Origin of the sequence: Robertmurraya korlensis NBRC 107688 (assembly GCF_001591645.1) — a bacterium.
Classification (GTDB): Bacteria; Bacillota; Bacilli; order Bacillales; family Cytobacillaceae; genus Robertmurraya_A.
Map to the genome: position 1 here is coordinate 1 of NZ_BCVH01000003.1, position 13882 is coordinate 13882.

Annotated in this window: 18 protein-coding genes; 11 read left to right on the forward strand and 7 right to left on the reverse strand. The window is 33.8% G+C overall.

From position 1 onward, the window contains the following. Positions 1–338 precede the first annotated feature (338 nt). Entirely contained in the window at positions 339–656 is a 318-nt protein-coding gene (locus tag BKO01S_RS06455) for a PadR family transcriptional regulator (protein ID WP_066050604.1), read from the forward strand. Beyond that, positions 643–1212: a DUF2812 domain-containing protein gene (locus tag BKO01S_RS06460; protein ID WP_066050606.1), complete on the forward strand. Its 570-nt coding sequence runs from the start codon at positions 643–645 to the stop codon at positions 1210–1212. Before BKO01S_RS06455 ends, BKO01S_RS06460 begins: the two co-directional genes overlap by 14 nt. 304 nt (positions 1213–1516) lie before the next feature. Here BKO01S_RS06460 and BKO01S_RS06465 read toward each other — a convergent pair whose 3' ends face one another. The 4 genes from BKO01S_RS06465 to BKO01S_RS06480 form a co-directional block, all read right to left on the reverse strand. After that, a complete protein-coding gene (locus tag BKO01S_RS06465; RefSeq protein ID WP_066050609.1) occupies positions 1517–1939 on the reverse strand; it encodes a hypothetical protein in 423 nt (140 codons plus the stop codon). 213 nt (positions 1940–2152) lie between these two features. Further along, positions 2153–2338 carry a hypothetical protein gene (locus BKO01S_RS06470; protein ID WP_066050612.1) on the reverse strand — a complete coding sequence of 62 codons (186 nt, stop codon included), beginning with the start codon at positions 2336–2338 and terminating at the stop codon, positions 2153–2155. A gap of 362 nt (positions 2339–2700) precedes the next feature. Beyond that, positions 2701–3567 (reverse strand): dimethylarginine dimethylaminohydrolase family protein, encoded by an 867-nt coding sequence (locus tag BKO01S_RS06475; protein ID WP_066050615.1) that lies wholly within the window; start codon positions 3565–3567, stop codon positions 2701–2703. Between the two features lie 432 nt (positions 3568–3999). Next, positions 4000–4440, reverse strand: coding sequence for a cell wall hydrolase (locus BKO01S_RS06480; protein ID WP_066050618.1), 441 nt, complete (start codon positions 4438–4440; stop codon positions 4000–4002). A 484-nt stretch (positions 4441–4924) separates the two neighbouring features. On the opposite strand from BKO01S_RS06480, the gene BKO01S_RS06485 reads away from it, so the two are divergent. Beyond that, positions 4925–5743 (forward strand): squalene/phytoene synthase family protein, encoded by an 819-nt coding sequence (locus tag BKO01S_RS06485; RefSeq protein WP_066050624.1) that lies wholly within the window; start codon positions 4925–4927, stop codon positions 5741–5743. 230 nt (positions 5744–5973) lie between these two features. On the opposite strand, the gene BKO01S_RS06490 is transcribed toward BKO01S_RS06485, so the two are convergent. Continuing rightward, complete coding sequence (locus BKO01S_RS06490; RefSeq protein ID WP_066050627.1) at positions 5974–6867, reverse strand: AraC family transcriptional regulator; 894 nt, start codon at positions 6865–6867, stop codon at positions 5974–5976. A 227-nt stretch (positions 6868–7094) separates the two neighbouring features. On the opposite strand from BKO01S_RS06490, the gene BKO01S_RS06495 reads away from it, so the two are divergent. The 6 genes from BKO01S_RS06495 to BKO01S_RS06520 all read left to right on the forward strand — a co-directional run bounded on the left by BKO01S_RS06495 (position 7095) and on the right by BKO01S_RS06520 (position 10966). Next, positions 7095–7625 carry an alpha/beta hydrolase gene (locus BKO01S_RS06495; protein WP_232311181.1) on the forward strand — a complete coding sequence of 177 codons (531 nt, stop codon included), beginning with the start codon at positions 7095–7097 and terminating at the stop codon, positions 7623–7625. A gap of 126 nt (positions 7626–7751) precedes the next feature. Then, positions 7752–8114: a VOC family protein gene (locus BKO01S_RS06500; RefSeq protein ID WP_066050631.1), complete on the forward strand. Its 363-nt coding sequence runs from the start codon at positions 7752–7754 to the stop codon at positions 8112–8114. Between the two features lie 122 nt (positions 8115–8236). Beyond that, positions 8237–8713, forward strand: coding sequence for a pentapeptide repeat-containing protein (locus tag BKO01S_RS06505; RefSeq protein WP_066050634.1), 477 nt, complete (start codon positions 8237–8239; stop codon positions 8711–8713). 223 nt (positions 8714–8936) lie between these two features. Then, the gene (locus BKO01S_RS06510) at positions 8937–9476 is read left to right on the forward strand and encodes an RNA polymerase sigma factor (RefSeq protein WP_066050637.1); all 540 of its coding nucleotides are present in this window, start codon (positions 8937–8939) and stop codon (positions 9474–9476) included. Then, on the forward strand, positions 9466–10374 hold the full coding sequence (gene spoIIP / locus BKO01S_RS06515; protein WP_066050643.1) for a stage II sporulation protein P: 909 nt from the start codon (positions 9466–9468) through the stop codon (positions 10372–10374). Before BKO01S_RS06510 ends, spoIIP begins: the two co-directional genes overlap by 11 nt. 97 nt (positions 10375–10471) lie before the next feature. Continuing rightward, on the forward strand, positions 10472–10966 hold the full coding sequence (locus tag BKO01S_RS06520) for a tetratricopeptide repeat protein (RefSeq protein ID WP_439951034.1): 495 nt from the start codon (positions 10472–10474) through the stop codon (positions 10964–10966). A gap of 104 nt (positions 10967–11070) precedes the next feature. Here BKO01S_RS06520 and BKO01S_RS06525 read toward each other — a convergent pair whose 3' ends face one another. Further along, positions 11071–11553: a hypothetical protein gene (locus BKO01S_RS06525; protein WP_084361987.1), complete on the reverse strand. Its 483-nt coding sequence runs from the start codon at positions 11551–11553 to the stop codon at positions 11071–11073. Between the two features lie 225 nt (positions 11554–11778). Then, the gene (locus BKO01S_RS06530; protein WP_066050649.1) at positions 11779–12030 is read right to left on the reverse strand and encodes a hypothetical protein; all 252 of its coding nucleotides are present in this window, start codon (positions 12028–12030) and stop codon (positions 11779–11781) included. A gap of 468 nt (positions 12031–12498) precedes the next feature. On the opposite strand from BKO01S_RS06530, the gene BKO01S_RS06535 reads away from it, so the two are divergent. Together BKO01S_RS06535 and BKO01S_RS06540 are read left to right on the forward strand one after the other, a co-directional pair. Continuing rightward, positions 12499–13047: a sigma-70 family RNA polymerase sigma factor gene (locus tag BKO01S_RS06535; RefSeq protein WP_157077313.1), complete on the forward strand. Its 549-nt coding sequence runs from the start codon at positions 12499–12501 to the stop codon at positions 13045–13047. Continuing rightward, entirely contained in the window at positions 13032–13796 is a 765-nt protein-coding gene (locus BKO01S_RS06540) for a DUF4367 domain-containing protein (protein ID WP_066050653.1), read from the forward strand. Before BKO01S_RS06535 ends, BKO01S_RS06540 begins: the two co-directional genes overlap by 16 nt. Positions 13797–13882 lie beyond the last annotated feature (86 nt).

Sequence of the window (13882 nt, forward strand, 5' to 3'; positions counted from 1 at the left end):
TTTGAACTTAGAGAAGAGATTAGCTATATTCTGTAAATGATAACTAGGAGGAGCCGTGTGCGTTAATAGCGCAAGCACGGTTCTCTTCTAGTCGACTAGTTGGATAATAGATGTTTAACTTGTGTTCAACAATGGGGCCATTTAATTAAATAAGACTACACCAGAAGTCGCTTTCCCTTAAGGAAAGCGACTTTTTAAATTAACTTTTTCCTTATTTTCAAGCTTATTACTTTTAGTTCCTTTGACTAATTTTGAAAATGTTGTTGACTATTCAGTTGAACTGCATTATGTTATTATTAAGTTGAACTATATAGTCGAACTGAATAGAGGGTGAGGATTTGAAACATAAATTATTACCGTTGTCTGAAACCATGCATTATATATTATTAGCCTTGCGTGAGCCACTCCATGGCTATGCCGTAATGCAGAAGATAGAGAAGATAAGTAACGGTACTGTTATTTTAGCAGCGGGTACATTGTACGGTGCGATTGAAAACTTGAATAAGCATGGTTGGATTGAAGCTGTTGGAGAGTCCGGTCGGAGAAAAGTTTATATGATAACTGCGGAAGGAAGGGTAATTTTGAAAATGGAACAAAACAGGTTATTGCATATTTTATCCCTGTACGAAGGAAGTGAATCAAATGAAGAAATTTAAGATGTTTTTTGATATTGAAAAAGAGGAGCAATGGCTGAACGAGCAATTACAAAAAGGCTACTCTTGTATAAATATTAGTGGATTAGGGATATACACTTTCGAAAAAACCGACAAGAGATATGTGATCCGACTGGATTATCAAGATTATTTACCTAAGAAAAAGTTCAAAGAGTACAGAGGGATATATGAAGACTTCGGTTGGAACTATATAAATGGCTCCTGGCTTGGTGGAATTCAATATTGGCAAAAAGAAGATGATGATCAAAATGAAATCTTCTCCGATCGCCAATCAAAGAGTAATTATTATAAAAGATTGATGGGTTATACATCTGGTTTAGGTATACTGTTATTGTCTTTTTCTTTTATGCTATACAAGGATTCAGGTTTATATTTAACCGAAGGTCTTTGGAGTATGAAAGGTGCATTATTTTGGAAAGCATTCATATTTGAAACTCCATTTGCCCTTTTGAGGTTGCTTCCCACCCTTATGGCTGTTTTCTTTGGTAGCAGTTTCTTTAAAGCTTATCGAAAGTATTCAATGTTAAAAGAAAAATAATGCGAAGGTTTATTATGAACTTTTTTAATTCAAAGAATAATTGAGGATAATATATCTATCACAGTCGGGCGCTTTTCTTTGATAAGAAAGCGTCTTTTTGAATGGACAATAAATTTAAAGGAATGAGTTTTTTGAGGTGCAAAAAAGATTGTGAAGTAATGTACTTAAAGTAAAGGGGGCGTTAGTTGAAGAAGAAAATGAGAAAAGACCATACATATTAGACATACTATTATGTATGGTCTTTTTACTATCAACAGATTAGTGTTATAACCTAAATATAAAATAACTGGCTGATCTTATAAACCTATATTTTATCTTTGTCAGGATTAATTTGATGTTCTACTACTGTTTTAAGTACCTTTGTTAATTCAGAAATTTCATTAGTAAGATTCTCGATTTTTTCAGATAAAGAGGCTAGACCTTTGTATTCTTCTTTTAATTCGGAAACATCGTTAGCTGTTTCTTCTAACTTTTTATATAATGTTGACATCTGCACATTTTCTGGTTTCTCAGTTACTTTTGATGATTGGGTTGCGGTAGGCTTATTTTTACTAAGTTGTTCCGTAACAGAATTCATAATCACATCGTTCTTAAGAAGAGTGGATGCTAGTTGCATCATAGAGCTCAAATCGACTTTAGATTGACTGTTGGAATTATTCTTTCCTAGGTCCTTTTCCATATTGTTACTCGTATTCTGTTCGCTGTTGTCATTTATGTTATCACTCATTACTTACCCCACCTTTTTATTTAATTAGCAAAAGTGTCAAATTCTTTATATCCTATGTTGTTAAATAAGGATGTAGTATGTGAATATCATGATTTAAAATTTTTCCCATAAAATAAAAACCCTAGATGTTATTTTTAAATAATCTCTAGGGTTTTTACGCAATTCATTAGGATGTCCTAGATACATAGGAACATTCTGTGGCTAATTAAGAGATTAGAAGCAATCAACCTCATTAAGAGCTTCTTGAGCTTGTGCAAGTTCATCAGCTACAGCTGTAAAACCAAATAAATTTGCAACTGCAATAGCTACTGCAATTAGAATTTGTAAAACAAGTCTTCCAATTTCACAAAGAAGTCCTTGAACGATTCCTCCAATTGTGTTTTCAGGAATTAAAGCCATTTAGTTTTCCTCCTTTCAACGAAAGTTTCTTGTAAGAGGCCTCTTACAAAATACATCTTATGTAAAAAAAGTGGACAAGTATAAACCGATATCAAAATAATAAAAAAAGGCTGTCCTATCTTTTGTATTATGGAAACTCCCATGTTATTTATCTAGCTAACAAGGTTTTAAAGTGTAATAATATTAGATAACATGTTAATAAAAGTCTATATTGTTATTTTGAAAAATTACTTTGGGGGCCTTTTTGACATGATCAATGATTGGTCATTAGGTAAGGAGGAAAATTTAGAGAATGGTGTTCAAAATGAAAAACTCTCCCCGGCAATGAAACATAAAGGGAAAGTTCTTCTTGAATGCTCAAATTATTCGTTTGCCCTTGACCTAAGAATAGGCAGCGTGCAGCAGCGGAAAGAGCCTCCTGATTTAATAATTTCTGTTATATCAACTTCTATTACTTCAAAGCCTCGGTCACGAAGCTGCTTATTTACATTTTTATTTACTGGCAAGCTCAAGACTCGCTTGTTTCCTATTCCAAGAACATTTGTCCCAAGCGTGAACTGTTCTTCCTCAGATACTTCTATAAGTTCATATCTTGATCCAAATATGTCGAAATCTTCTTTTGTCAAAGCCGCTGGGAAGATTAGGGCTAGCTCTGGAGATACTACATTAAAGACACAGTCTAAATGTAAATATTTTTCTTTGAACTGGATGGCTTTAACATCAAACTGGGGGAGTAGATGTTTTAAATGATCAATTGCCTGTTGGCTGGTCCGATTACTCAATCCAATGTAAACGGTGTCCCTGTCAATAATTACATCTCCGCCTTCAATCTGGTCCCCGACAATATTATAGTAGGAGAATCCTTCATCCTCCAGCCACTGCTTTAATACATTATCTTCTCCTTGCCTAACATCACTGGCCATATCGGCTACAAAAACAGTATGTCCAAGTGTAAATCCTATGTCCCTTGTAAATACCTGTTCCGGATACTTCTTGTGGTAAGGAAGTAAAATAACTTCAATTCCGTGATTTCGCATCGTTTGAACCATCTGATTATGCTGTTCTAATGCGGTTTCTATATGTATACCTTCATTTTTAAAGTGCTTTTGTGTTTCATTAATCACATCCCTGATCGTCATGTACTGAGGCTGACAGCAGATGACTCGTTTTAATTCATCGTATTCACTGAAACAGATTGTTTTATGCTCAATATTTGATTCTAATGACATGTTTGGGCCTCCTATAAATGGATATAGTATCACTATTCCCTTAATAGGTGTAAAAATGAGCTGCTTTTAGCAATTTTAATAGTGCAAGCACGGTTTTGTAAGGGGGGAGGAGTACAATTTACGCCAAATAGAGGGTTCTCTTTGACTAGACTAGTTAAATGAGGAGATATCAATCATATTCAAAAATCAACAAAAAACTTGTTACTTCTAGGTTACCAAGGGGATAACAAGGTTTGGAGGGGGGGATTTAAGAACAAGGTTAGACAGGTTCAGTCCTTCTGTGTTTTGTAGAAGAGTAGAAAAAATCTAACTTCAAAGTAGACTAACCTAATTCAATGAGCAATTTAAAACACCTTCGAAATGGTACACTTAATAAAAGTGGATTCGAAGGTGGTTTTGTATGGGCAAAAACGTGTATTTAGGTGAAACCCTTTAATATCGATAAGCACCTTCACATGTATTAGCTATTGGTTCATAATAACAATGTAGTTTATAGCGTCCTGTAAATGGTTGATTGTACCATGTAGGTGGACATTCACCATAGGGGTTAAAGTACCAAAGAGAATATTTAGAAGGTTGTTGTCTCCAATATTTTAAGGTTTGTCTAGCCAATTTCTTTTCTACCTCTCTTGCTGGGCTATAAAATAAATTTCCTTTTTGTACAGCTTCAAAGGAATAATTTCCACCTTGCACATGATAAATCACATCACGTACTGACCTTAATTCCTTAAAATCTAAGCAATTAGCTTTTAGTCGATTTACAATTACATTACCCACCATAAGCATTCCAAGTCGCCCTTCACCCTCAGCTTCTGCCCTCATCATTCTTGCCATTAAATTTACGTCCGCTTCGGTATGTGCTACTCTCACTATTCATCACCTCTATATGAATTGTATGAAAATAAACAGGCAAACAGACCTTATAATTTGAAGTGGTAGTTTTGAAGAAGGATATATTATGGCAATGCAGAATATTTATTAAGATAAGATTCTACTGATAACAACCCATTAATGATTTAATGGAACATATGAGTAAAACGGAGGGTTAGCCGACTGATTTAGATTATAAAAATCTTTTGAAGTTATTTTGGTTCCTTTTTTATAGTTTCTTTTTGGACTAGGGCGTTGATCCAGTGGGGACTTCTAGCAATCAAGTTGGCAAAATGTACATTCAATTTTTGTACTTGAATAATTTAAGTATAGTAGAATAAAAGAATAGGAGTTCTAGATAAATACTTTTTGTTAAGCCGCATAAAAAGTAGAATAGATTAAAATTCTTAATAAATACATAAATAAGGTTTTATTAACAAAATATGTGTTTATATAGGCAGTATTCAAAGATGGAGGAAACTATTAAATGAACGAAAAGACTTTTACAAAAGATGCATTAAGTGTTCTTAAAGAAACAAGCCGTACATTTTATATTCCGATTACATTTTTACAAAGGGAGTTAAAAAATACAGTTACTTCTGCCTATTTGGTTTTTCGAGCAATTGATGAGATTGAAGATCACGAAGAATTAGATAATGAGCTAAAATATACTATTTTAATGCAAATAAGTGAATTATTTAAACAGCCATTTAATAATGAAGAATATTTACGGATCCTTGGACCGATAAAAGACTGTTTGCCTGAAGTTACACTTCGCTTAGAAGAGTGGTTACAAGCTTGTCCAAAGGATACGTTATCTTTTGTCATGAACGCTGCCTGTGAAATGGCAGTTGGCATGGCAAAATGGGCAAAAGCAAACTGGCAAATTCGTACACGTGAAGATTTAGATGATTATACATACTATGTTGCAGGCCTTGTGGGAGTATTGCTTTCAAATATTTGGGAGTACTGTGCCGGTGTAAAAACAGACAGGGAACTTGCGATCGGTTACGGTCGTGGGCTTCAAGCTGTAAACATTCTGCGAAATGAGAAGGAAGATTTAGACGAGCGTGGAGTAAGTTTTGTACCTGATGGTTGGACTCGTAAGGAGCTATTTGAATATGCAGAGGAAAACTTAGCAAAAGCAGATGAATATATGAAATCTCTTAACAAGAGAAGTATTATTTTATTCTGTCGTCTACCACTTGCTCTAGCACATAAAACCTTAAAAGCATTGAAAGAAGGACGTGAAAAAATAACACGTGCTGAAGTGGAACAAACAGTTGAAGAAGTACAAGTAAAATAACAAAGCAGTCAGGACAGTGAGGCGCTTTGACAAAAGGGCAAGTTAAGGATTTTAATTAAACTTATAGGGAAATTTCCGTCAACTAGTCATTGTGTTATGGTAAAATATGTATATGAAAAATCAAATGCATTAATTCTTACTCCTATCAATGCCATAGGAATAGTTAACATACTTCATATTATAAGGGATGGTTCAATTGCTTCAGAGTAAGCCATGAACCATCCCTTTTATTAGGCTTTTGCCATCTGTTTTTTAACTGGAATATAGATGTCCATTACTTTGTTCTCAGTCCTATGGCATCTTTCATCATATAACTCTATATCCAAGATCCCAGCATGTTCATAACCGGATTGAGGGAACCATTCTGTGAATGCATAATTCCATGTGGACTGGATAAAACTGGTGAATCCTGCCTCATCTGCTTTTGGTGTGGTAAACACAGCATATTCCATCTCTGGAAAGCTTCTATAAACTAACCCTTCAGGTGCTGGAGTTCCTTCAGCTACTTCCATTCCGATCACATACACAAACTCACCTGTTTCTGGGGAGAAATTAGTACAGATGCCAAGCTCCTCTTTGCAGTTTAACGGATTTGGAATGTTCTCGTATAACTTCTTTTGAAGGTATAACTGCCAAAATTCAGGAATGTCTTTATTGTTTTGACCATCTACATTTCTTGTTTTAAGCTCATACCCAATGATGTGAAATTTTGGTTTTGTAATTATTATTGGTTCCATTATATGTCCTCCTTGGACAGTTATTTTATTAAGGTAAGATCTTCCACGTAAGGGACCAGATAATGCATGGGCGGTTCGATATTGATTAGGTGAAACGCCATAAAACTTTTTAAAAGCCCGGTTGAATGACTCGTGGTATTGAAAACCCACATCTAATGCAATATCAATCACCTTTACATCCGAATAGAAAAGTCGCTCAGCTGCACGTGTAAGACGTCTTTTTCTCACATAATCCATAACTGATTCTCCGACCAGGGCTTGGAATACACGATGATAATGAAAAGGAGAAAAGCATGCAATTTCTGCTAGTGTTTCAAGTGTAATTGTTTCTTGCAGGTTTTCTTCAATGTAATCTAGCGTTCGACCGATACAAACTACATAATCCATTCCCTTCACCTCCCTATAGCTAATATAACAGTATACAGATATCCGTTCTTAACATTATTTGCTATTTTTATCATACATTGACACAGCAGAGAATTGGTAGATAACCTGATGAAATTTCCTTTAAAAGGGGTTTGATCAAGAAGAAGAAACTTTGTTGTACACTAAAAAGATAGTATGATAATAATATGGTATAATATGGATGTTTTGAATTAAGGGGGAGTGAAAAAATGGAGCTTTCTAAAAGTATTCCTTTTAGTCTGATAGAGCAAACAGAACAAACCAATAATCTAGTTATTGTCTTACCTGGGGCTGGTTACACAACACAGGCTCCATTGTTGCGATTTACAACTAGCTTATTCTATAATAAAGGCTTTGATGTTTTACATATTAACTATTCATATAATAGGCAAGAGTTATCTGAACTCAATGAAGAGGATTTCGCTAGAGATGTACAACTTGTAATTAACAATGCTATAAAGAACAAGAAATATTGTAAGTATTATGTAGTGGGTAAAACAGTTGGAACTATTGCTTTAAGTTATCTGTTAAATAATACGATGTTCAAAGAAGCTAGAGTAGTATGGTTGACTCCATTACTACAAAAGGATCGTGTATATAACGCTATGATTAATAGTGATCATAAGGGACTTTGTATTATTGGAGATAAAGATAGTTGTTTTATTGAGGATCGCTTTGTAAGGTTGAAAAATAATCCTAATCTTATTTTAAAAGTAGTTGATGGTGGAAATCACAGTTAAGAGATTGATGACGAACCAATAAAGTCTATTGAAATATTGAATAGTGTCATTATTGATATTAGTGAGTTTTAAAAAAATACGAGGGAAATCCTTAAGAGGAATTATGTGTATAAGGAGATGAATTTTATGAGTGAGCAGCCACAAGAAAAATTTGTTGAACGAATTGATGCAGTATTCCTACCTGTAAAAAATCTTCAGGAATCATTGGTGTGGTATCAAGATACATTTGGTTTTGATCTGCGTTGGAAAAAAGAAAGAATGTGCGGTCTTTCGATTGCACCAAATTGCGGATTTCATCTGGTTGAAATTTCAGATTTCCAACCAATTGATACTTACACCCCATTTAATTATGTGGTTAAAGATGTAGAAAAAGTTAGACAGTTGCTAATAGAAAAAAATGTGACTGTATCTAATGTAAGAAATGGAGAACCGAAACGCTTTGATGTAACCGATATAAATGGAAATATGATAAGTGTTATAGAATTATAAATTTATAATATATTACTGGTAGTCTTGCTTTTAATTTATAAAGGAATTTCCATTTAATAGATAGAATAGTGATAGTGAACCAAAATTTGGTTAATGGGAAATCCAGGAGGAGGATAAAATCCATGTTGAATACTCAAAATTATCATTTGAAAAGAGTGGATATTTCTAATTCGGAATGGCATGAAGTGAAGGCTGAGGGACTGGTAATTGATAATGTAAGTTTAGCTAATACATCAATAAATAATGCGAATATGAGTAAAATGGAGATTAATGACGTTAATATGGGAAAGAGCAAAATCACAAATGCTAATCTTTCTGACATAGAGATTCAACATGCGAACTTAAGTCATGCCGTAATTAACCATGTTCATTTATATGGGACAGAATTTGTTGATGTTGTTCTACCAACTGAGAATGATCCAAATGTCAGTCCTGAAAATCAATATAAACCGATTAGGTTCAATAACTGTAATCTAACTGGAACACAGATGAAAAATTGTAATTTAGCAAATATGGAAATAGATGATTGTGATATTTCAGGTCTAAAAATAAATGGAATATTAATAGAAGAGTTGATAAGGGGTAAAATTAAGAAATAAATCTTTCTAGGTTATAAGAGTAATCTGTAAATTCTTGTACTAAGGGATCAATTTACTTAAAGCTGTAGAAAAGGAATAACTATATTTTTGTAGAACTACATTATTTATCCTAAGATTTATGAGTCAGAGAAGTTATTCTCTGATTTTTTTTATTTAGAAAATATTGTAACTTTTCCCTTGCTTCAAACGAAGTATATATGAATACAAACTAGGGGGGAGACGGGTGGTTGATTTAGATAACTTAGAAGATAGTATAAGTTCCATTTATAAACACTATTACTTAGACGTATTTAGGTTTTTAGTTTGCTTTTCTGGTAGCCAGCAGGATGCTGAGGATATGACACAAGAAGTATTTATTCGTGTACTAAATAATCTTAAAAACTTTGATTGTACTAGGAATTTAAAAGCATGGATATTTACAATCGCAAGAAATGTAGCAGTTGATACTTATAGAAGGAAAAGATTCACTTCCATTTTTAAAGAGGGGTTTTTTAAGAAGTTAGAGTCAAAAGAAAAAGGTCCAAATGAGAAACTAGAAGATGCCGAAACTGTATCTCAAATTCATCTAGCCATATCAAACTTAAAACCGCAATTTAGAGCTGTTGTCATTCTTAGAGGTATTAACGAATTTTCAATTAAGGAAACAGCTGAAATTCTAAAATGTAGTGAAACAAAGGTAAAAGTGAATTATCATAGGGCTTTACAAGACCTCAAGAAGAAATTACATATACACTCAGAGGAGGTTTTCAGTAATGCAAAATGACAAAGAGCTGTTTGACCAGATTAAGCAGTCGTTCCCCTATCAACCAACCAATGAATTTGTTAGCTCTACTGAAAATAGATTAAGAAAATTGGCTAGAAAGATGGATCGAAATAGGAAGGTTAAAAGAGTCTCCTTAATATCTACAGGGGCTTTGGTTTTTTCTATGTTCATGTCATGGGTTTTCTTATTTGATGGTAAACAGGAAGTAATAAGCTCTTTAACAAATCATAATACCCCTCCTGTTTTATCAGAAACAGAAGAACAAGAACCATTGGTTTATATTTATCACACACATAACATGGAATCGTATTTACCTGAAATTAATAAAAAAGGGATTGATCAAGCTTGGGATGAGGTTAAAAATATAACTCAAGTCGGTGAAAAATTAGGAAGTTCTTTGAAAGAGAGAGGGATCCATGTAATTCATGACCAAACGAAGGTACATGAAATAATCGAGGACCGTGGATTAAGATTTGAAGATTCATATAAAGTTTCTAGGGAGAGGCTGAATCAGGAATTACAGAGACATAGCAGCATTCAAATGGTATTTGATATTCACAGGGATTCGCTGAGAAGAAATCAAACTACGGTTACAATTAACGGAAAAGAATATGCTCAGGTTACCTTCGTCTTATCTAATTCACCCGAAAATTACGAAAAAAACCATAAGTTAGCAGAAGCAATACACCAAGGATTGCTAGAAAGTTATCCGCAGCTCTCTAAAGGGGTGGTAACCAAATCAAAGTCTGACAAAACCATAACCTATAATCAAGAACTAAAAGCAGGATCAATGATAGTAGAAATCGGTGGGGTTGATAATACCTTTGAAGAATCATTTAGAACAGTGGAAGCTCTTGCTGATGTTATTGAGAAGATACTAAAAAAGCAAAGTCATTGATAGTACGACTGAATCTATAACATTTTTTCTGAGCCGCTATCGGACGACAATCTGTAATGAATGGGGAATATGGAACAAACAAATAAAAGGATTGGAGATGAAAAGGTTGGAAAAAGAATTAGATATAGCTATTAATTTACGGAAAAGTGGTAATCACAAAGAATCTAACGAATTACTTATGAAACTAGTCCAGGAGTACGCCGAAAATGCGTCAATTAACTATCAATGTGCTTGGAGTCTTGATTTATTAGGAGAAGAAGCAAAAGCAGTTTCCTTTTATGAAAATGCTATCAAATTAGGGCTCTCTTCGAATGAACTGGAAGGAGCCTTGTTAGGACTAGGGAGTACCTATAGAACATTAGGAGAATATGAAAAGTCAAAAAGGATATTTCAAAAGGGAATCGAATCGTTTCCAAACAATAGAGCAATTCAAACATTCTATTCGATGACTTTATATAATTTAAACGAACATAGTAAAGCGATGGAGTTGTTATTAAAATGCTTAATAGATACGACCAAAGACGATAATATCTTAAATTATAAAAAAGCAATTGATTTCTATTCGATTAAATTAGATGAAATTTGGGAGTAGTTTTGAATAGGTGTACTTAAGGGGAGGGCGTTCATCCAAGGAGGATGATTGCCCCTTACCTTTAAATGTCGTATCCCTATAAAAACTAAGACGATTAAAAACACTTACATTTTATTAAATCTATTATTGTTAGAGTAATGCTCCTTAACAGATGGAAGAAGAGTAATGGATTGAATAAATATTCCTAGGAAGATGTAGAAGACGTGAATAAATGCAACGGCTTGAATCATATACATTTCGACTGTAATCCAAATGATTAAAATAAAACCAATGTATAGTGAATGATTCCATGACCAGTGCATTTCTTTATAAAGGCTCAGCTTTTCAGCGATTTTTAGCGGCTTTTCAGAGATAAGGAAAACGGCAGTTACTAGTGGAAGAATACCTAATCCAACAAAGAGTATTATTCCTGGGATGAGGAAATTATCAAATGGGCTATTCTGCAACATACTAAGAGGCATTGCCAAAATCGAACCGTCAGGAAAAATAATTAGTACACCTCCACCAAATAGCGCACCAATTCCAAGTAAAAAGTGTAAACAAATTAACAAATAGCAAGCAAAAGACTTTTTTTGTTTCGCATCCATTAAAATCATCTCCATAAAAAGTATGGTTTCAAATTGATTTTATAGCATTCCAGATACTATAGGATGGTGAAACATGACGGGACTGTGAACTTTTTTAAAGGTTCTGAAACTTTATTTGAACATATTTACACATATTCGAAAATATTACGCAGGAGTATGAACTATACAAGAAACTTAGCTTTGAGATGCTTTGAATCCACCTTGTTCAACAATTGAAAGCCATCGTCAATGACTGGAATTATACTCACTTCCTACTTTAGGTTTAGTGAAAATTTTCCCATTGTTTAACTCACACCAATTTTCTAATTCGTCATAAGTTTCCTTGTTTCCGTATTTTGCTAAAAAAGTTTCCTTCGTTTCGAATACTTCCATTAAACCTTCTTCTATTAATATGGTCATTCGAAAAGGGTTTAGTTGAAAAACCTTAGAGACCGCTATTAACTCACCGATATGAACCATATGAGCGATATTTTCCATTATTTCATCTCCTTCTACTGTTAGAGATAGTACTACCTAAGTATTATTTTCAATTCTTCCCGTACTATGTATTACTTCACTAACAGTGCATGTTTAGGGGTGAGGGAATATTTATTGGGTAAATTAAATTACAAAATGTTACAATTGTAAAAGAGGTGAAATGAATGAGTCTCCTTCTTTTTTCAATCATTCATATTGTAATTGGTTTAGCTCTCATATATTTTTATGGGAAATTACCAAAAGTGCTTACCATATTTGTATCTGTGTTCTTGATTATGAGTTTTCTATACTGGGGATTGCTTTAATAAATTCAGTAAGCTTACCGGACGTTGCCACAACATATTGAAGACTCCCTAAATGGAGTACCTCAACCATGAGGTGCTTTTTTTCATTTAATAGAATTAAAAGAACAAAATAGTGAACCCAAGTAATTCCAGAATCGTCTATTTTATGTGGAGGGGGAGAGAGATGGAAGGAAGAGCCCATATGGAATCAAAGAATAAAGAAGAATTGATCGCGGACTTACTCGCATTGTATGGTACTGAATTAAAGAGAATTGCTTTTATGTATGTCCATGATCATGCTTTAACGGAAGATATCCTACAAGAAGTGTTTATCGCTTGTTTCAACAATCTAGATCATTTTAGAGGTGAGAGTAGCTATAAAACTTGGCTTGTAAAAATCACGGTTAATAAGTGTAAAGACTCATTAAGAAGATGGAGTATAAGAAATATCATCTATAAACCAAAGATAGATATGCAGAAATTGCATCATTCTAGTCCTGAGTCAACTTACATAACGAAAGTAGAGGATATTGAACTTGTGGAACAGGTGATGAAATTACCGATGAAATTAAGGGATGTCATCATACTGTTCTATTACCAAGAATGTAGTGTTGAAGAAGTGAGTTCCATTCTAAATATTAACATCAACACGGTTAAGTCTCGTTTATTTAGAGCCCGAAAAAAATTAGAAGAATCAATGAAAGGCGGGGACCATGAGTGGAGGATAAACTAAGTGGTTTTAGAAAAATGGTAGATGACCAAGTACTAAAGAGTATTTATGTATCTAAGAAGGAAGAACGTAAGATTTTAGATAGCTTACGAACAAAAACTAATAAAGGAAATAGGTTGCAGTATTATTTTGGTGCTATCGCAGCACTACTTCTTATGGGCATCATTGGCTATAGCTTTTTAAATGATTTGAGTGGTTATTCACAAGATAGTGATAATCAAACAAGTTCAGTAAATGGATCCTCAGGGACCGAGGCAAGTATAACTAAGAATATTTTCGATACAACACCTTCAAGTGAAGATGTTACTGTAACCTTTTCGGCAGCTGAACAAGAATTAATTAGGGATGTGAATGGAATTCAGTCACTTGTTTTATCGAGCCATGCCTTTATACCATTAGAAAAGATGAATGACTTAACAGGCGGGAGTAGTGAACCTAAAATTGAAGCCACTAAAAATTCTGATAACGCTATATTGATGAAAGCAACTTTTCCTTTTGTTGAAGGGGAGCCCATAATTTTAATGACGAAAGAGAACAAGTATGGCTCTGCAAAGGATGCTATTAAGTCTTTAAGTTCGTTATTTCCAAATACCAAAACATTATCTATATCAGGTAAAGATGCGATCTTATATGAAACCAATGGTAAATCAGAAGTGTTGATTATGGAAGAGAAATACGTATATTCCATTAGCGGCGGGATTGATAGTTCCATTTTAACTGGTATTGCTGAACAGATCGTGTTTTCAGAGTAAAGTATAGGAGGCATTGATCCAAGAAGGGGTAATTCTTTTAGTATGGAATTTCTTACTATACAAAAAGGGCAGGAAGTTGAAGAACA